Here is an 18,615-nt window from a genome sequence, read left to right on the forward strand (position 1 = left end):
TCCTGTCTCCCGAACGCCGGCGCGGCCACGTCGCGAGACAGGAAAAGGCCTCGCCGCAACTCTCACAGGCAGGCACGTCTTGCCGACCGCCGCTGGCGGCAGGGTTTCAGGCGAGGCTAGGCCGCCTTCAGGCGGTCGATGAGCCAGTCATACATGCGCGGCTGCAAGCGGGCGTAGTATTCGATGCAGCAGTGCAGGCCGTCTTCCAGGAAGACCAGTTCGGCGTTGTCGCCGAAGGCGTCGCGCAGGCGGTGGCCGGAGTCGGCGGCCACGATGTTGTCCTGGCCGCTGTGCACGACCAGCACCGGGCAGTTCACCGTCGGGGCGATCTCGGCCAGGTTGTAGGCCGCGAAATAGGCGCGGATGTCCTCGGCCGAGGTCTTGCCGGTGATCAGCCGGAAATTCGCGTGGTCGGGCCGGGTCTGCATCCGCGTGCTTTCGCTGACCATGTCGAAGATCGAGCCGTGGCAGACCAGCGCCTTGACCCGCGGGTCGGTGGCGCCGCGCGTCGCGTAATAGGTGCCGAGGCTGGCGCCGAGCAGGCCGATGCGGCCGGTGTCCACGAAATCGACCGTCTCGAGCACGTCGATGGCGCGGCTGAGCACGGTCTCGTAATCGGGCCGCGAGACCAGGTTGTGCAGGCGCAGGGGCTCGCCCTGGCCGGGGCCGTCGAAGGTGAGCACCGCGACGCCGCGCAGGGCCAGTTCGCGCGCGCCGAGGCCGTCGGCCTCTTCCTTGGTGGCGTCGGTGCCGCCGATGACGATGACGGCCGGCACCTTTTCGCCGTCGGAGAGGCCCTCGGGCCGGTAGAGGTAGCCGGGCAGATCGACGCCCTCGAACGGGATGGTGACGGGGGTCATCGCCGGGTGCGTGGTCAGCGCGGCGGCCCGGCGGAAGGCGGCGACGCATTTCATGTAGGTGGGCGTGGTCAGTGCCGGGTCGGGCACGTTCCAGAGTGCTGCGCCGAGATAGAAGCCGGCGGATTGCCGGAAGGCGCGTTCGGCCGAGAGGGTGTGGCCGTGCGTCTCGGCGTCCGCGCCGCGCTGCGCCCAGTCGTCGCCCGCCGCCGCCATCCGGTCGTGCCAGTCGCCGGCGTCGGTGATCCGGTCGAGCACGCGGAAGGCCTCGAACACGTCCAGCCCCTCGGAGACGAGGCGCATGGTCTGGAAGGCGACGGGCAGGACGGTGTGGAAGCGGGCGGCATCGGTTGTCGGCATGGTTCGGCTCTCTCAGTTTCAGGAAAGTTCGTGGTCGAGGAAGGCGCGGGTGTAATGGGCGAATTCCGCGGGGTGTTCGTCGTAGTGGAAGTGGCCGGCGCGGTTGGTGATGAGCATCCGCGTCCGGGGGTTGTTCTGCTCGATCAGGGTGTAGAGCTGGTGCCCGATCTCGAGCACCGCCGAGGGGTCGTCGCGGCCCCAGTAGATCAGCGTCGGGGCCTGCACCGCGCCCTGGCGCAGCTTTTCGAGCGTGTCGGGTTTCTGGCGGGCCAGCGAGCGGAAGAAATGGTCCTGCCCGCCCTGGCGGTAGCACATCTCGACGCCATCGGCCGATTTCTGGGTGTATTCCATCGCCACGCCGGCGGCGATGAATTCGTCGGTGATGTAGCTGCCGTCGTAGGAGAGGCGTTCGTAGTCCCAGCGGACGTCTTCGGCGAAGGCGGCGCGGTCGGGGCCGATGGCGCGGCCGCTGTCGATCAGGCCGCGCCCCTTGAAGAGATCGCGGCGCCGGGCGTAGAGATCGCCGACCTCGGGGCCGAGCGTGGCGGTGTTGACGAGGATCAGTGCGCGGATCATGTCCGGGTTCTCGACGGCGATCCGGGCGGCGAGATAGGCGCCGCGCGACTGTCCCAGCAGGACGATGCGGTCGTGGCCGAAGGAGCGGATGAAGGCCGTCATGTGCGCGACCTGCGCTTCCACGGTGTAGTGCTCGGGCGCGGGCGGGTTGTCGGTCAGCCCGCTGCCGATCTTGTCGGCGGCGATGACGCGGTAGTGCGGTGCGAGGTGCGGGAAGAGCGACACGAAGGTGTTGGCGGTGTGGTTGCCGCGCCAGCCGCCGCCGTGGCACAGGAAGAAGGGCGTGCCCCGGCCCTCGTCGAAATAGCGGGTGCGCAGGCCGTCGATGGTCTTCACCTTCGAGACGTAGCCGCCGATGTCGCCGATCGCCGGGTCGGGGTCGCCCTGAACGAGCGCGAGTCTGTCATCCATCTGCATCTCCGGAAGCGGGTTGCGCGGGCGGGGTGGCCGCGGGGGTGGGAAAGACCAGCAGATCCTGCCGGGCGATGGCCAGCGACACGGCGCTGCCCGGCGACAGGCCGTCCGCCTGCCGTCCGATCGAGGTGGCGACCAGTTCGGTCCCGTCGGGCAGGCGGGCCGACCAGCGCCGGATCTCGCCCAGGAAGACCTGGCCGGTAAGCACCGCGGGAAGGATGGCCGCATCGGCCGGACCGGGAGTGCCCGCGGGCAGGATCGTCACGCTTTCGTAGCGCGCCCCGAGCGAGACCGTCTGCCCCTTGGCGACGCTGATGGCGGCGTGGACGGGCAGGGCGGTGCCGTCGGAAAGGCGGACGGTTCCGGTCGTGCCGGGGGTCAGGGGCGTGTCGGCGGTGGCGCCGAGCATGTTCATCTCGCCCACGAAGCGGGCGACGAATTCGTCGGCGGGGCGATAGTAGATGTCGGCGGGGCTGCCCTCCTGCACGATGCGGCCCTGGTTCATGACGGCGAGGCGGCTCGACATGCTCAGGGCCTCGGTCTGGTCGTGGGTCACGTAGAGCGCGGTGGTGCCGAAGTCGCGTTGCAACCGGGTCAGCTCGGCCAGCATCGAGGAGCGCAGCCGCGCGTCGAGGTTCGAGAGCGGCTCGTCGAGCAGCAGAAGGCGCGGCCGGGCCACGAGGGCGCGCGCGAGCGCCAGCCGCTGCTGCTGTCCGCCGGACAGCGCGGTGGCCATCCGGTTGCTGAAGCTGTCGAGCTGGACGGCCGCGAGCGCCTCGTGCACGCGGGCGGCGATGTCGCGGGACGACAGTTTCGGGCGCTGCATCCGCAGCGGGAAGGCGACGTTCTGGGTCACGGTCATGTGGGGCCAGATGGCGTAGCTCTGGAAGACCATGCCGAGCTGGCGGCGGTTGGGGGGAACGGCGATGCCCTGGGCGGTGTCGTTGAGTACCTGGCCGTGCAGGGTGATCCGGCCGGTGTCGATCGGTTCGAGCCCGGCGATGGCGCGCAGGGTCGTGGATTTGCCGCAGCCCGAGGGGCCGAGCAGGGTGTAGAAATCGCCCTGCCGCATCTCGAAGGACAGGCCATCGACGGCGGTGTTGCGGTGCCCGGAGGCATCGACGTGGTGTTTTTCGAGGTCTTCGACCAGAAGGACGGCGTCGGATGTCATGCGTGTGTCTCGCGGCTTCGGGCTCAGTGGGTCAGGGGTTTCTCGGCCTGGATCATGTTGCCGAAGCGCAGCAGGTAGATCGCGACCAGCGGTGTCATCACGGCTATCATCACCACGGTGATGGCGGCGGCCATGGTCTGTTGCCCGGTGGCCCAGTTGGTCCAGATCACCACGGGCAGGGTGATGTTGGTCCGGCTGAGCAGCAGCGTCGCCACCGTCAGTTCGCGGAAGACGAACATGACCAGCCAGAGCCAGGCCATCAGCAGCGAGGGCGCCATGATCGGCAGCAGCACCCGCAGCGTCATGCCGCGCACCGTCGCGCCCGAGACATAGGCGGCCTCCTCGAGTTCGCGGTTGACCTGCACCCATGCGGCGTTGGTGATCCGGGTGCCGAAGCTGAGCATCACGATGACGTAGAGGATGAACAGGACCGCGACCGAGCCGTAGAGGTCGAGGCCCAGCGGACGGTAGCGCACCACCACCAGCAGGGTGACGAAGGCGAAGATGACCGTGGGCACCGCGTGGGGCAGGAAGGCGATGTAGTCGAACGCCGCCCGCCAGCGCAGTTTCGAGCGCAGCACCAGCCAGGTGAAGACCAGGCTGAAGAGCACCGCCGCCGCCGGCGCCGTCAGCACCAGTAGGCCGGTGTTGCGGATCCCGCGCGCGATCAGATCCCAGGGCAGGGCGCGGTAGTTGCCGAGGCCCGCGTTGTCGAGCGCGAATTGCGAGACCGGCTGAAGGTAGGGCAGCAGCGACACCCAGATCAGCACGACGATCGGCAGGATCACCACGGCGACCAGGTAGGCGGCGACGAACAGGCGGGCCAGCGGGCGCATCCGGCCGAGGGCGATCTGCCGGGGCGGCTGGGCCTTGCCCGAGATCACCTCGTACCTGCGGGCCTGGGCGATGATGCGGGCATAGGCCCAGCTGAGGACCAGGGCGCCGGCGATCAGCAGCGTGGCGAAGGCAGCGGCGATGCTGTATTGCTCGGTGCCTTCCAGCGACTGGGTCTGGACATAGAGATAGGTGGAGAAGACCAGGATCTTGTCCTGAAGGCCGATGATCAGCGGCACGTCGAGCGTGGCGACCGAGATCGCGGCGACGTAGAAGGCCGCCCCCGCCAGCGCCGCCTTCATCATCGGCAGGGTGATCAGCCGGACCGCCCGCCAGGCCGAGGCGCCGTGGACCCGTGCGGCGGATTCCAGCGCCCCGTCCATGTTGGCGATGCTGCCCGCCATGAGCACGAAGACGATCGGGCTCATCGACAGGCCCTGGATCGCGGCCATGCCGGGGATGCTGACCACGTTGATGACCGTATCGCGGCTGCCGGTCAGCGCGGCCAGCAGGGTGTTGATGGTGCCGATCCGGGGATGCAGCAGATACATGTAGGCCATCGCGGTGAAGAAGCCGGGCAGCAGGACGCCGACGGTGACCAGCGCATAGGTCAGCCTGCGCCCGCCGACATCGGTGCGCTGCACGATCCAGGCCAGCGTCACGCCCAGGATCAGCGCCCAGGCCAGCGACTGGAGCGAGAAGGACAGCGTGTTCCTGGCCATCGTGGCGACCTCGGGGCTGGCGAAAAGGGCGCGCCAGTGGTCAAGCGTCAGCACGGTCCCGGCGCCGTCAGTGGGAAATTCGCCGAAACTAAGCCAGATGGTTGCCAGCAGCAACCCCACGACGGCCAGCGAGGGGATCGCGGCGAGGGCCGCCGCGAGCCAGTCCGTGCCGTCGACGCGCCCATGGCCGGAGCCGTCCGCGGGGGGCACAGGTCCGTCGTCGACCGGCTGCGGGCCTTTGTTCATGGATGTCGCCGGCATCGTCTCAGTTCCCGTCCTTGACCTGTTCGGCCAGTCCTGCGCAGTCGTCGGGGCCGTATTCGCCGGTCAACATCCCGCGCATCAGGGGGATCGCCGGGCGGATCTCGTCCATGTAGGATTGTTCGATGAAGGCGATGTCGATGTCGGTGGGCGTGCCTGTCTGTTCGCTCACTTGGGCGAGGGTGCCCGCGCTCAGCGATCCGTCACGGTCGTGGCTGTCGATCCTATACTTGTCGTAGAGGATCTGCTGCGCCTCGGGGCTGAGCATGTAATTGATGAAAAGCTGCGCTGCCGCCTTGTGTTCGGCATTCTCGGGAATCGAGAAATGCTGGGCACGGCGAAAGGTATAACCTTCGGGATAGGTGATTGCGACCGGCGCTCCGGACGCGGCCAGTTGAAGCGGGCGCAGGCCCTGGTCGAAGATCAGCATGTCGAATTCGCCGGAGGCGATGCGCGTCGCCTCATGCGGTTCGATCAGTCCGGCTATGCCGGCGCCCAAGCGGGTCGTGAACTCGCAGGCCCGCTCGAACCCCCATGTCTGCTCGGTGAAGAGAAAATCGAAACCCGAGGCCTGGCCGGTCGAGGCGACGTTGTACTCGTTAAGGAAGGTCGGGTCGGTATAGTCTTCGATGTTTTTCGGCAGATCCTCGGGCGCCACCGTGTTCGTATTGTAGCTGATGCCGGGCATGATATGCGCATAGACGACCGTCTTGCCGTCGCCCTTGACCATGGCTGGTGCGACATTCGGGAGGCTGGCATAGTCGATGTCGGCGAGGAAACCGCCGGACCGTCGGAAGCCGGAAATGCCGAGAGCAGTGCGCAGTTCGGCCCCCTCCATGATATCGGTATGGGCCGGGCGCCCGGCGGAGAACTCCTCCTCGAGTTGCAGGAAGGCCGCCGTGCCGTTCGGGTTGGGCGTGTGGACGACCTCGATCTCACCTTTCAGGCCGTAGGTCTCCAGATAGCCGTCGACCCAGTCGCCGATGATGTCGCCGTAGTCGCTCCAGTTCAGGTAGAGGCTGCCCTCCTGCCTGGCCTGCTCGATAAGTTCTTCGATGTGCGGGTTCTGCTCGGCTGCCTGCGCCGATGCCTCGGTGGCGCCCGTGAGCAAGGATCCTGCCGCGGCGGCCACGACGAGCGCCAGACGACTGGAAACGCGCGGAATCGCGCCCATGCGTGTAAACATATCTTTTCCTCCCTGTCAGGAACCGATCCGGTCCCCTTCGTGTGGTCCGGTTGTTCTGAAGGACCGCGTCGCGTGCTTTCCCCCTCCCAAGGGGGCCCATCGGAGCGTGGTGGCTCCGGTCAGGCCAATCGCGCGACCGATTTCAGCTAATCCCGCATTTCGGCCCGTGGCAAATTACGATGCGGAATTTGTCGTATTCACGGGATCAATAATTTTTGGCGCCAAACCGATTTCCGTGAATGTGCTGTTCGAGATCGTGTCGGCGACATAGCGGCGGAACCATTGATGTCCCACATCGTAGTCGTGCCGCCTGTGCCACCACTGCTGGATCACGTTTGGTTCGATCGGTATCGGGAGTCGGACGGCGACGAGGCCCCGTTCGGCGGTCAGGAAATCGCGGCATCGTTCCGGCAGGGTCGAGATCAGGTTCGTCGCCGGCAGGATGTTCACCAGGGACGTCGCATGGGGAAGGCGCAACGCGATGCGACGGTCCAGGTTGAGACTCGCCAGCGTCCGTTCCACCGGATTGCTGGGCGCTCCGGCAGGTGTGACGATGACATGCTGCGCCGTGGCGTAAGCCTCGCGCGTCAGGACCGACTCGCCGTTCTCCTCGCCAAGGGCGGGATGCCCTTGGCGGAGGATCGCAACATATTGCGTGCGTACCAGGAACTGCGACCGGAATGTATCCGACAACACGACCCGCCCGACCGCAAGGTCGGCGGAACCGCTGTCGAGCAGATCCTCATAGCCGGAATGGCCGATCTCGCAGACTTCGATGTCGATATTCGGGGCGTCGACCATCAGTTGCGCCATGATGCCGGGCAGGAAACTGGCGGACCCGACATCATTCATGATGAGCTTGAAGGTCCGGTCCGACTGCTGTGGGTCGAAGGTAAGGATCTGCGAGATCCCCGCCCTGATCCGCAGAAGGCCGTCCTGCACCGGTTCCTTCATTCGGAGAGCGAAGGGGGTGGGTTCCATGCCCTGTCGGGTGCGCACGAAAAGCGGATCGTCCAGAAGGTTGCGCAGCCGGTTCAAAGCATTGCTGACTGCGGGTTGCGACAGACAGAGCCGGTCGGCCGCGGCGGAGACGCTTCTTTCCCGGATGAGGGCATCGAAGACCCGGAGCAGGTTCAGATCGAAGTTGTTCGGGTTGATCATGATGGCGTTCCCGGCATTCGGAGGGCCACGGACCTGTGTCAGGCTCCGGCCGCTTAAGGATCTTCAGTTTCCCGCGTTGGCGTCGAAATCGCAAGCTGGCGGTTCCAGAGCGACGTTGGATTTCTGGTCTGCCGGAGAGATCGCCTCGTCCGGCGATGCCGTCGGGGAAGTTTGCCGGGACCATCGGCGACGCGCCTCACCGTTCAGGAAACTTGCTGGCGCGGGTGAAACGGTGATAACCTGAAAGTCAAGATGCGCTATCGTGGTGGTGCCTGCCACGGACTGTCTCCCGGACGAGAGGCCGTCCGTCGCGAGCGGTCCCGGCAGAGGTTCGGCAAGGGCATCGGCCATCTCGGTCCGGCGGACTTGCAGGCTTGGAGATCTGAGTTTGATCCACAATCGGCTCCTGAAATACCTCGACGAGGTGACCCGCGCCGGCTCGATCCGGAAAGCGGCGGTCCGGCTGAATGTCGCCTCCTCGGCGGTGAACCGGCGCATCATCGAACTGGAGGAGGATCTCGGCACACCGATTTTTGAGCGGCTGCCGCGCGGTCTGCGGCTGACGGCTGCGGGTGAGATCCTGATCCAGCACGTTCGCACCACGCTGCGCGAGCATGAACATACAATCGCCCGGATCAACGGACTGAAGGGCCTGATGCGTGGCGATGTCACTGTCGTCACGATGGCCGGCTTGGCGCCGAACCTTCTGGCCGAGGCCCTGGCGGAATTTCGCAGCGAGCACTCCAGGATCAAGGTCCGTGTGCGCATCCTGACCGGCGACCGGATCGTCCACGCGGTTGCCGCCGGCGAGGCGGATCTGGGGCTGGGCTACAATCTGCCGGCGTCGTCCCGGCTGACGCGCGTCCTGGACATCCATCAGCAACTCGGCGCCGCCATGTCGCCCGATCATCCGCTGGCAACGAAACGCGAGATCCGCCTCGCGGACTGCATCGGATATCCGATCGTGGCTGCCGAGATCGGGCTCTCGCTGCGGGCGACGGTCGAGTTGCTGGTGCCGCCGGACATCGAGTTTGAGCCGATCATCGAGACCGACTCGTTGGAGCTGATGAAACGGCTGGCGCGCCTGTCACCGAACCTCGCCGTCCTCAACCGTGCCGATGTCGATCTCGAACTGCGTGAGGGGAGTCTCGCTTTCGTGCCGTTCAGCGCCGCCAAGGGGCAGCAGACCATTTCCCTGGTGCATCGCTCGCGGGGGCCGCTGGAGCCGGCCGCCAGCATGCTCGCGCATTTCATCGAGCGGAGCTTTGCCGCCCGATCGGGTCTTGGCTGACTGGCCTCAGTCTGCGACAGGGAAATGTGGGCGGCCGGAATGCGCGCCGCCCGTCACCGGCAGGATCGCCCCGGTGATCCAGGCGGCGTCGTCCGATCCCAGAAAGGCGACGGCCGCGGCCACGTCCTCGGGCCGGCCGGTGCGGCCAAGTGGCGTGCCGTCCAGCACCCGCAGGATTTCCGGATCGGAGGTGCCGGCCGCGGTGAAGACCTCGCCGAGGATCATGCCGGGCGCGATTGCGTTGACCCGGATGCCATGCTGTCCCAGCTCCATCGCCAGGGTCGAGGTCAGGGCGTTCAGACCGGCCTTGGACGCGACATAGCCGGCCGTCGCGGGAGCCGGATGGAGGCTGGCGGCGGAGGTCAGGTTCACCACCGTCCCCTGCGCGCCGTGTGCTACCCAATGCCGGGCGACGCCGCGGATCATGTTGGCTGCTGTCATCAGGTTGATACCGATAGCCTCGGGCAAATGCGCGCCGGTCGACAGGAAACCGCCTGTCAGGTAGCCGCCGGCCGCATTCACCAGAAGTTCTACCGTTCCGACCGTCCCGAAGATCTCGTGGACAACCTTGTCCGCGGCGCCGGGGTCGGCCAGATCTCCGACGAAGACGGCGGGTCGGGCGCCGGGGAAATCCGCCGCAAGAGACGCCGCCAGATCGTCGACGGATGGCCGCTCGCGATCAACGAGGCACAGACGCGCGCCTTCCGCCGCGAGGCGGCTGGCGATGCCGGCGCCCAGGCGACCGGTCGCGCCGGTCAGGATGGCGGTGCGTCCGGCGTAACGTTGCGGGAGGGCCGCAGTCATCGTGTCACCGTCAGGTCCATTGAAGTGCGGATCTTCTCGCGGATGAAATCGCCGGCGCGTACCGGCGGATGCGCCGCAGGTCGCTCGTCGGACACGCAGCTTGGCAGCGGAGCGATCTCCCAGGTTTCGTGAGGGTTGGTGAAGGCCACAAGCGACAGCCGCTGGGTGGAGCCGGTGACCACACGGTCGGGATTGGTCACGCGGTGCAACGTCGAGCGCCATCGCCCGTTCGTCCAGCGGGACATCAGATCGCCCACGTTGATCACAAAAGAACCGGGTATCGTGCGCGCTTCCCGCCAGATGCCGTCGGTGTCGCGAATTTCCAGCCCGCCAGGTGCCGTGTCCTGTCGCAGAACGGTCAGCCCCCCGTAATCGTGGTGCGCCCCATAGCGCAACTGGCCGGGCGCGGGAGGATCGGGCTGATCGGGGTAGTTGACGAAACGGAGCGTCAGCGACGGATCGGCATAGGCGGCATCGAGATAGTCCTCGGGCAGGTCCAGCGCCAGAGACGAGATCCGCGCCAGGACGCGCGTCAGCCGTTCCATCTCCTGTGTCCACTGACGGATCAACGGCGTCAATTCGGTGGGCGCGCCCGGCCAATCGTTGCGACTGTGCTCGCCGCGCAATTCGCGGTGGGGGGCGGAGAACACCAGGGCTTCGCACAGGTCAGGCGGGGTCTCGCCATCCAGCGTCTTCGCCACGCTCTCGATGCCCATCGGAAGATAGCCGCGTCCCTTGACCTTCTCCGGCGGCATCAGAGCCGATTTCTGGTCGAACGGAAGCGCGAAGAATGTGCGCAGGCTTGCGTGCAGGTCTTCGGCCAGGGTCTCTGGCACCCGATGTCCGGTGATGACGGCAAAGCCCGTGCGCTCCATCGATCGACCAAAGGCGCGGGCCGTGGCAAGACGCGCGTCCGCATCGTCGGTGTGGAATGGGCCGATGTCGACGACCTCGATCTCGATGTGGGTCATGGGCGAAGTCCTTTCAACGATGAATGTGTGAGCGGAATTGAGGCACGAGCGACTGTGCACGAACAGAAGAGATTTCAGCGCGCGGTGCTCTGAAAAAGGTATCGTCGGCCGTAAGACCATGTCTTCGGCGGAGTCTGTGGCATCGGTTGCCGGACCGATGCCGTTTTTCGCGCAGGCTGCTCTCAATTAAGTTCTTTTCGATCCACGTTTCCCGGCGTGTTCTTGACGGCAGGACAACGGGAGAATGACGATCGGATGACACCTTTCGATGACATCGACATCGCTGAGAACAGCTTCTGTCTGCGGGACGCACAGATTCACCGGGCGTTTCTCGACAGCGGCGACATGCCGGTGGAAGCCGATGACGCGGTCCGCTGTGATGTGATCGTCCGGGGCGGGCGGATAGAGGCAATCCTGCCCTCCGGCGACGCCGTCGATCCGACACTGCCGATCCATGATCTCGCCGGCCGGCATATCTGGCCCGGCCTCGTGGACGCCCATGTCCATCTCGACAAATGCCAGGCGTTTCCTCGCCTCATCGGGGCGGACGGCACGTTCGCTGGCGCACGCGACGCGACGACCGCGGACCGTGAGGCGTATTGGTCCTACGAGGACCTCTATCGGCGGATGAGTTTCGGCCTTCGCGCGGCCTATGCACATGGCGTGACCGCCACGCGGACCCATCTGGACTCGCCCGAGCCGCAGGCCGAGATCAGCTGGCGGGTCTTCCGCCGCCTGCGCGACGAATGGCGTGGCCGGATCGACCTGCAGGCGGTTGCCTTCGTTCCCCTCGATGTCTACGGGACGCCGTTCGGAGCGCGGCTGGCGCAAATCGCCGCTGACGCAGGCGGGGTTCTGGGCGCGGTCACGCGGTCCACACATGGGCTCCATGGCATGCCGTTCGAGGGGTTCGAAAGGCTGCTCGATCAGCTCTTCGGATTGGCGGAGGCGCATGACCTGGACCTCGACCTGCATGTCGACGAGTCGGGAGATCCCAACGCCCGCGCCCTTGCCGCGGTGGCCGAGGCGACCATCCGCCACGGCTACGAAGGTCGCGTGACCTGCGGCCATTGCTGTAGCCTGGCCGTCCAGCCCGAGGAGGCGGCGGCGCGGACGATCGCACGGGTTGCAGAGGCAGAAATATCGGTCATCACGCTGCCGGTCGTGAACATGTACCTTCAGGACCGCACTCCGGGCCGCAGCCCGCGCTGGCGCGGTGTGCCGCCCGTGGCCGAGCTTTCGGCGGCCGGCGTATCCGTCGCCGTGGCGGGCGACAACTGCCGCGATGCCTTCTATGCCTATGGCGATCACGACCTCTTCGATACGTTCCGCCAGGCGGTCCGTATCCTGCAACTCGACAATCCGGTCGGCGATGCGCCGGCGCTCGTAACCTCGGTGCCTGCCGGGATCATGCGGCTTCCCGACCAGGGGACGCTGCGCGTCGGCGGCCGGGCGGATTTCAACCTCTTCAACGCACGCAATCTGAACGAGTTGCTGTCGCGGCCGCAAGGCGATCGCATCCTCGTGCGCGGCGGCCTGCGGGTACGCCCCCGGCTGCCCGAGTATTCGGAACTCGACCCGCCGCGAGATCATGCTCCCATTCAAACGATCAGGACGGAGACAGTAGAATGACACTCAATACCGCCCCGCACCGGCCGCTCGAGATGCGGCCCCTTTCCAAAAAGCTCGGCGTCGAGATCCGCGGCGTCGACCTGGCCGATCTGGACGACGCGGTTTTCGCGAAGCTGAAGGAGGCTTTCGACATTCACGGCGTGGTCGTGTTGCCCGGCCAGAAGCTGACACCGGAGGAACTCCGTGCCTTCGGACGGCGCTTTGGTCCGCTCGAGACCCATACGCTGTTGCAGTATACGCTGCCGGACTATCCCGAAATCTACGTGCTCTCGAACCTCGAGGAGAACGGAAAGCCCTTGGGCGCCCATAATGAGGGAATAGGCTGGCATACCGATCTCAGCTACAAGGAGCGGCCGGTGATGGCGACGATGCTCTATGGCATCATGTGCCCGCCGGAAGGGGGCGACACGCTGTTCGCCGACATGAGTGCGGCCTGGGACGCGCTGCCAGAGGCCCGCAAGGCCGAGCTGGACGGGAAGAAGATCCAGCATTCCTATCAGAAGTGGATGGCAACCCGTGCCGACCGCGCCCCGCTGACGGAAGAGCAGAAGGCGAAGACGCCCGATGTCACGCATCCGCTGGTGAGGACACATCCCGCCACCGGCCGCAAGAGTCTCTTCATCGGCACGGGCACCGTCTACGGGCTGGAGGGGGTCTCCAATCCCGAGGGCAAGCGGATCGTCGACGAGCTTGTCGACTACGCCACGGGCGAGGACTTCGTGCTCGTTCACAAATGGACCGAGGGCGATGTCGTGATGTGGGACAATCGCCGGACGCTGCACACCGGCACCCTCTTCGACGACACGAAATACAAGCGGCACATTCACCGCATGATGGTGCAGGGCGACGTCCCAGCGTGAACTGTGGTGGTGGCGTAACGAAAGCCCGACAGGGGATAAGGCAATGAAGATGAAATTCATATTGCTCTCGCTGGTTGCGGGAACACTGGCCTCGCCGGTTCTGGCGCAGGACGAGATGACCTTTCAGGCGAACTGGCTGATCCAGGGTGAAAACGCCTACATGGTGGCGGGAAAGGAAAAGGGCTTTTTCGACGATGAGGGGATCGACCTGACGATCCAGCGCGGATTCGGTTCCGGCGATACCATCAAGAAAGTGGTGACGGGAACCGCCACCGTCGGCACGGCCGACAGCGGCACCGTCATGGTCGCGATCGAGCGCGAGGGCCTGCCGCTGAAATGTATCGCGTCGGAATACACCTCGTCGCCACAGGGCATCTGGGTGCTGAAAAGCTCCGGCATCACCTCGCTCGGAGATCTCGAAGGGAAGACCTTCGGGCTGACCGCCGGCAATTCCATGCAGGTCTACTTTCCGGTGATGGCCGAGGCCGTGGGGCTTGATCCCGACAGCGTGCGCTTCGTCAACATGGAGGCGAGCGCGCTGCTGCCGACTCTACTGGCCGGCCAGATCGACGCGATGACCGGATTCGCCACTGTCATAGACCTGCGCAACGAGGAGGCTCAGGCCCAGGGGGAGGAGCTCCAGGGCATGACCATGGCCGAGAACGGATTGCGCATCTACGGCGAGTGCCAGTTCACCCGTACCGATGTGATCGAGCAGACCCCGGATCTTCTGGAGCGTTATCTGCGGGCGATGCGCCGATCGCTCGAATGGTCGCGCGACAACCCCGAGGAGACGGCGAGGATCATATCGGCCCAGTATCCCGAACTCGGTTACGAGCGCGTGCTCAAGAACCATCTCGCCTATCTCGACTTCGTCTTCAACGACCTGAGCGAGGACATCGGTGTAAGTCATATCGACAGAAACATGCTTCAGCAGACCTTCGACATCGTCGCGAACTCGCAGGGGCTGGACACCGAGGTCGACGTCGAAAAATTCTACGATGACAGTATGGTGCCGGAATGAACGCGGGCGACGTCCGACTCGGCGGGATTGTCCAGACCTTCGGCGAGGACGAGGAGCGCGTCACCGCCCTCTCCGACGTCGATCTGACGGTAGAGGCCGGCGAGTTCGTCTCTCTCGTCGGGCCCTCGGGCTGTGGCAAGTCCACATTGCTGCGATTGGTCAGTGGACTGATCCGGCCCAGTGCGGGGCGGGTGATGCTGGGGGAGACGCAGGTCAGCGCACCGACGCCGGACGTCGGCTTCGTGTTCCAGGCGCCCACGCTTCTGCCCTGGGCGACGGTGCTGGAAAACGTCCTGTTCCCGCTGCGGATGCTGGGCGAGATCGCGCCCGATAGTGCCGATCGTGCCCGCGAGCTTTTGGCGCTCGTCGGCTTGCAGGATTTCGAAGGCCGCCATCCCGACGAGTTATCGGGCGGTATGCAGCAACGCGTCGCGATCTGCCGGGGCCTGATCCGCGATCCGGCGGTGATGTTGATGGACGAGCCGTTCGCCGCACTCGATGCGCTTACCCGCGAGGAGATGGGCGGACATCTTCTGGAGCTTTGGCGGCAGAAGCCGAAGACCATCATTTTCGTCACCCATTCGATCAACGAGGCAGTGTTCCTGTCCGACCGTGTCATCGTGATGAGCGCGCGGCCGGGCCGCATAGTCGACGATGTCCGCATCGGACTGGCGCGCCCGCGCACACAGGACATGGAGACTACCAATGAATACCATCACGCGGTCCAAAGAATTCGTCAGCACATCTACGGCAAGCGCGACACCCGCATCCCCGCTCGTGAAGCGACTGCGTAGACACTGGAAGGCGTGGCGCGAGACGCTTCTGCCGCTCGTTGTCCTGACGGTCCTGTTCGTGCTGTGGGAGGCCATGGTCCGGCTGCTCTCTGTGCCGATCTACATGCTGCCGCCGCCGACGAAGATCGCGGTCGCGCTCTGGGGAGCGCCGAGCGCCGTGGCAAGCCATACCTGGGCGACCTTCGTGACGGTGATGGGAGGATTCTTTCTGGCAATCGCGGTGTCCTTTCCGCTTGCCGCATGGATCACAATGTCGAATTTCGGCCGTGTGGCGATCTATCCGCTGATCATCCTGTCGCAGTCGGTTCCGAAGGTGGCTCTGGCACCGATCCTCGTGGTCATGCTGGGAACCAATGCGGCGCCGAAGATCATCGTGGCGATGCTGGTCGCCTTCTTCCCGCTGGTCGTCTCCACGGCGACAGGGCTGTCGGCGGTGCCGAAGGAGCTTTTGGAACTGGGGCGCTCGCTCCGGGCCGGTCCGATGAAGGAACTGCTGCGTATCCGCTTGCCCTATGCAGTCCCCTTCATCTTCGCGGGGCTGAAGATGGCGATCACCTTGTCGGTGATCGGTGCCGTCGTCGGCGAATTCGTCGCCGCGGACCGGGGTCTCGGTTTCCTGATGACCTCCTCGCTCGCCTTCTTCAATACGCCCATGGGCTTCGGTGCCATCGTCGTGCTGTCAGTCCTCGCGATGGTCCTGTTCCAGATCATCGCCATCTGTGAACGCGTCTTCTTTCCCTGGAGTATCCGAATGCAGAATTGACGGGGCCGCGGCCGACAGAAAGGCCAGCGATCTGCGCGACACGATCCTGCGGGGCGGACGAATGCGCCGGGTCGGGGTCATCCCGCCTTGCGTCAGACCGTCTCCGGCAGGGGCGGAAGGGCGAGCACGTCCACCGGTGCGTCGCGCAGGACCTGTTCGGTGACGCTGCCGAGGAGCATCTTGGCAAGGCCGCTCCGGCCATGGGTCGAGATCACGACGAGATCGGCATGTTCCGCCTCCGCCGCCTTGAGAATCTCGTGGGGGACCGCCGTCGACTTGCGCCGGGCCAGGTGCCGGAGGTCGCCGAGCCCGGCGGTGGCGGCGAACTGCGCGAGCTCGCGGGAGGCGTCGCGCTCCGCCTCGAGACGGTAGCGGTCCTGCGCATCCGTCGGGAGGGAGTGGCTGAAGGTCAGGTTCAGTCCGGCGGTGTCGAAGACGTAGAGCAGCGAATGCCGCGACAGGGCTCCGCCGCCCAGCGCGGGCAGGCGGCGCAGGGCGTTGCACGAGCCTTCCGACAGGTCCGTCGTCAGCAGCACATGCCGGTAGGGCCCGGCCGGCGGCGCGTTCACCATCAGGACGGGACAGCTTACCGAGCGGATGGTCCGCTCGGCCGTGGTGCCGATGAACACGTCCTTCAGCACCTGCCGGCGGTGCGGCCCGATGACGAGAAGGTCGGGCGCGAGGCTGTCCACCGCGCTGGCGATCCCGATGAAGGGCGAGGCGAGGACCACCTGTGTGCGGCATTCGACGCCGTCGACCTCCCGAAGGGTGGCGGCCATCTGCGCCAGCAGCTTTTCGGCGTCCTTCCGCTCGGTGCCGACGATATAGGGGGGCTGGTCGTCGTCGACGACATGCACAAGACCGAGCTCGGCGCCGACTCTGCGCGCCAGCAGCACCGCGCGCCGCAGCGCCCGGTCGGAACGTTCGGAGAAATCCGTGGCCACCAGGATTTTCTTCATGGCATCAGCCTCCCTGCATCCTGCCCGATCCGCAGGCCAGGGAAGGTGGAACATGCCCAAAAACCTGTCTGAATCATCAAACTTGATATATGTTATCCTATGACAGGGGAGACGCTTCTGAAAAGCCTGGTCAGGCGGCGGGGAACCGTCGCGGCGTCCGGCGGGATCGCGCGGGAAGAAAGAACGGAACAGACGGCCCGTCCGACGCCGGGGACCGGAAGACAAGGAACGGAAGAGAAGACCCCTTCATGGAACTGATCGCGCAGTCGCCCTTTGCGGAAATCTCGGCCCTTCTGGTCATGGCGGCGGTGATCGGCTTCCTCGGCATCATCCTGCGGCAGCCGCTGATCGTGAGCTTCATCGCCGTCGGGCTGATCGCCGGCCCCTCCGTCCTCGACGTGGTGCATTCGGACGAACAGATCAGCCTGCTGTCCGAGCTCGGCATCGCCGTCCTGCTCTTTCTGGTCGGCATCAAGCTCGACGTGAAGCTCATCCGCTCGCTCGGGGGCGTCGCGCTCATGACCGGGCTCGGGCAGGTCGCCTTCACCTCGGTCTTCGGCTACCTGATCGGTCTCGCGCTCGGGCTCGGCCATGTCACGAGCCTCTATGTCGCGGTGGCGCTGACGTTCTCCTCGACCATCATCATCGTCAAGCTGCTGTCGGACAAGCGCGAGATCGACAGCCTGCACGGGCAGATCGCCCTCGGGTTCCTCATCGTGCAGGACCTCGTGGTGGTGCTCGCGATGATCGTGCTCTCCGCCATCGGGATCGGCGCGGCCGGGACCGCGCAGGGCAGCGGCTCCGTGCCGCTGGTGCTCGCGTCCGGCGCCGCGATGGTGGCGCTCGTCATCCTGTTCGTGCGCTACGTGGCCGATCCGCTGACGGAACGGCTGGCGCGGGCGCCTGAACTGCTGGTGATCTTCGCCATCGCCATGGCGGCGATGTTCGCGGCGATCGGGGACATCGTCGGGCTGGGCAAGGAGGTCGGCGGGTTGCTGGCGGGGGTCGCGCTCGCCTCCACCCCCTATCGGGAGACCATCGCGGCACGCCTCGCCCCGCTGCGCGATTTCCTGCTGCTCTTCTTCTTCATCTCGCTCGGCTCCGCGCTCGACCTGTCTCTGCTGGGTGCGCATGTCGGCGGTGCCATCGTCTTCTCGCTCTTCGTGCTGATCGGCAACCCGCTGATCGTCCTCGCGATCATGGGGGCGATGGGCTATCGCAAGCGCACCGGCTTCCTCGCCGGCCTGACCGTGGCACAGATCAGCGAATTCTCCCTGATCTTCGTCGCGATGGGCGTCTCGCTCGGTCATGTGCAGGAGGATGCGCTCGGGCTCGTCACCATGGTGGGGCTCGTCACCATCGCGGCCTCCACCTACATGATCACCTATTCGCACCAGATCTTCGCCCGTCTCGGACCCGCCCTCGGCATTTTCGAGCGCAGGGGCACGCCGCGCGAGCCCTCCGAGGCGGGGGCACATCATGACGAGGGCTACAGGATCGTCCTCTTCGGGCTCGGACGGTTCGGCACGGCGATCGGCATGCGCCTGCGCAAGCGGGGCATCCGGGCGCTGGGCGTCGATTTCAACCCGCTGGCGGTGCGGCGCTGGCGCGGGCTCGGCCTCGAGGCGGAATTCGGCGACGCGACCGATCCGCAATTCGTCTCCGACTTGCCGCTGCCGCGCGCGGAGTGGATCGTCTCGACCGTTCCGGCCCATCCCACTGGGCTGACCCACGAGGACACGCGCGCGACGCTGATCCAGCTGAGCCGCGCGGCCGGTTTCGGCGGCCGCATCGTCGTCACCTCGCATCACCCGAAGGAGACGGAAGGCCTGTTCGCCTCGGGCGCGGACATGGTGCTCGAACCCTTCCAGGATGCCGCCGACCGGGCCGTCGACCTGCTCTGCGGCGCCCCCGAGGAAGAGCGAACGGACATTCCGCAGATCGACACCGAAGAGAAACAGGTGTCCTGATCCGC

General features: G+C 65.9%; 17 protein-coding genes. 7 read left to right on the top strand and 10 right to left on the bottom strand.

The features are described from left to right. Positions 1–116 precede the first annotated feature (116 nt). The 7 genes from P73_RS24355 to P73_RS25615 form a co-directional block, all read right to left on the bottom strand. A complete protein-coding gene (locus P73_RS24355) occupies positions 117–1,217 on the bottom strand; it encodes an alpha/beta hydrolase family protein (protein ID WP_052453152.1) in 1,101 nt (366 codons plus the stop codon). An 18-nt stretch (positions 1,218–1,235) separates the two neighbouring features. Then, entirely contained in the window at positions 1,236–2,204 is a 969-nt protein-coding gene (locus tag P73_RS10220) for an alpha/beta fold hydrolase (RefSeq protein ID WP_043869486.1), read from the bottom strand. Beyond that, the gene (locus tag P73_RS10225) at positions 2,197–3,378 is read right to left on the bottom strand and encodes an ABC transporter ATP-binding protein (RefSeq protein ID WP_052453153.1); all 1,182 of its coding nucleotides are present in this window, start codon (positions 3,376–3,378) and stop codon (positions 2,197–2,199) included. The genes P73_RS10220 and P73_RS10225 overlap by 8 nt, the downstream gene beginning before the upstream one ends. Positions 3,379–3,401: 23 nt before the next feature. Then, the gene (locus P73_RS10230) at positions 3,402–5,180 is read right to left on the bottom strand and encodes an ABC transporter permease (RefSeq protein WP_158401930.1); all 1,779 of its coding nucleotides are present in this window, start codon (positions 5,178–5,180) and stop codon (positions 3,402–3,404) included. A 19-nt stretch (positions 5,181–5,199) separates the two neighbouring features. Beyond that, entirely contained in the window at positions 5,200–6,381 is a 1,182-nt protein-coding gene (locus P73_RS10235; protein ID WP_082033179.1) for an extracellular solute-binding protein, read from the bottom strand. Between the two features lie 174 nt (positions 6,382–6,555). Continuing rightward, the gene (locus P73_RS10240) at positions 6,556–7,542 is read right to left on the bottom strand and encodes a LysR family transcriptional regulator (RefSeq protein ID WP_052453154.1); all 987 of its coding nucleotides are present in this window, start codon (positions 7,540–7,542) and stop codon (positions 6,556–6,558) included. A 63-nt stretch (positions 7,543–7,605) separates the two neighbouring features. Beyond that, a complete protein-coding gene (locus P73_RS25615; RefSeq protein WP_139267156.1) occupies positions 7,606–7,821 on the bottom strand; it encodes a hypothetical protein in 216 nt (71 codons plus the stop codon). A 109-nt stretch (positions 7,822–7,930) separates the two neighbouring features. On the opposite strand from P73_RS25615, the gene P73_RS10245 reads away from it, so the two are divergent. Beyond that, complete coding sequence (locus P73_RS10245; protein WP_043869489.1) at positions 7,931–8,833, top strand: LysR family transcriptional regulator; 903 nt, start codon at positions 7,931–7,933, stop codon at positions 8,831–8,833. Between the two features lie 6 nt (positions 8,834–8,839). On the opposite strand, the gene P73_RS10250 is transcribed toward P73_RS10245, so the two are convergent. Together P73_RS10250 and P73_RS10255 are read right to left on the bottom strand one after the other, a co-directional pair. Beyond that, positions 8,840–9,637 carry an SDR family NAD(P)-dependent oxidoreductase gene (locus tag P73_RS10250; protein ID WP_052453155.1) on the bottom strand — a complete coding sequence of 266 codons (798 nt, stop codon included), beginning with the start codon at positions 9,635–9,637 and terminating at the stop codon, positions 8,840–8,842. Beyond that, positions 9,634–10,608 carry an isopenicillin N synthase family dioxygenase gene (locus tag P73_RS10255; protein WP_043869490.1) on the bottom strand — a complete coding sequence of 325 codons (975 nt, stop codon included), beginning with the start codon at positions 10,606–10,608 and terminating at the stop codon, positions 9,634–9,636. Before P73_RS10255 ends, P73_RS10250 begins: the two co-directional genes overlap by 4 nt. Before the next feature lie 255 nt (positions 10,609–10,863). Here P73_RS10255 and P73_RS10260 point away from each other — a divergent pair, with 255 nt between their 5' ends. From P73_RS10260 to P73_RS10280, 5 genes are read left to right on the top strand one after another with little or no spacing between them, the layout of a single operon-like run. Next, positions 10,864–12,240, top strand: a complete 1,377-nt coding sequence (locus P73_RS10260) for a cytosine deaminase (protein WP_074743270.1) — start codon at positions 10,864–10,866, stop codon at positions 12,238–12,240. Continuing rightward, complete coding sequence (locus P73_RS10265) at positions 12,237–13,100, top strand: TauD/TfdA dioxygenase family protein (RefSeq protein WP_043869491.1); 864 nt, start codon at positions 12,237–12,239, stop codon at positions 13,098–13,100. The genes P73_RS10260 and P73_RS10265 overlap by 4 nt, the downstream gene beginning before the upstream one ends. Before the next feature lie 43 nt (positions 13,101–13,143). Further along, positions 13,144–14,124, top strand: coding sequence for an ABC transporter substrate-binding protein (locus P73_RS10270; RefSeq protein WP_043869492.1), 981 nt, complete (start codon positions 13,144–13,146; stop codon positions 14,122–14,124). Then, positions 14,121–14,918, top strand: a complete 798-nt coding sequence (locus tag P73_RS10275) for an ABC transporter ATP-binding protein (RefSeq protein WP_043869493.1) — start codon at positions 14,121–14,123, stop codon at positions 14,916–14,918. The genes P73_RS10270 and P73_RS10275 overlap by 4 nt, the downstream gene beginning before the upstream one ends. Next, a complete protein-coding gene (locus P73_RS10280; protein WP_082033180.1) occupies positions 14,830–15,681 on the top strand; it encodes an ABC transporter permease in 852 nt (283 codons plus the stop codon). The genes P73_RS10275 and P73_RS10280 overlap by 89 nt, the downstream gene beginning before the upstream one ends. Before the next feature lie 92 nt (positions 15,682–15,773). Here P73_RS10280 and P73_RS10285 read toward each other — a convergent pair whose 3' ends face one another. Next, positions 15,774–16,640 carry a universal stress protein gene (locus tag P73_RS10285; protein WP_043869494.1) on the bottom strand — a complete coding sequence of 289 codons (867 nt, stop codon included), beginning with the start codon at positions 16,638–16,640 and terminating at the stop codon, positions 15,774–15,776. Positions 16,641–16,888: 248 nt separating this feature from the next. Here P73_RS10285 and P73_RS10290 point away from each other — a divergent pair, with 248 nt between their 5' ends. Beyond that, a complete protein-coding gene (locus tag P73_RS10290; protein ID WP_043869495.1) occupies positions 16,889–18,610 on the top strand; it encodes a cation:proton antiporter in 1,722 nt (573 codons plus the stop codon). The last annotated feature ends 5 nt before the right edge of the window (positions 18,611–18,615 follow it).

The organism is Celeribacter indicus, from assembly GCF_000819565.1.
GTDB classification, from domain to species: Bacteria; Pseudomonadota; Alphaproteobacteria; order Rhodobacterales; family Rhodobacteraceae; genus Celeribacter; species Celeribacter indicus.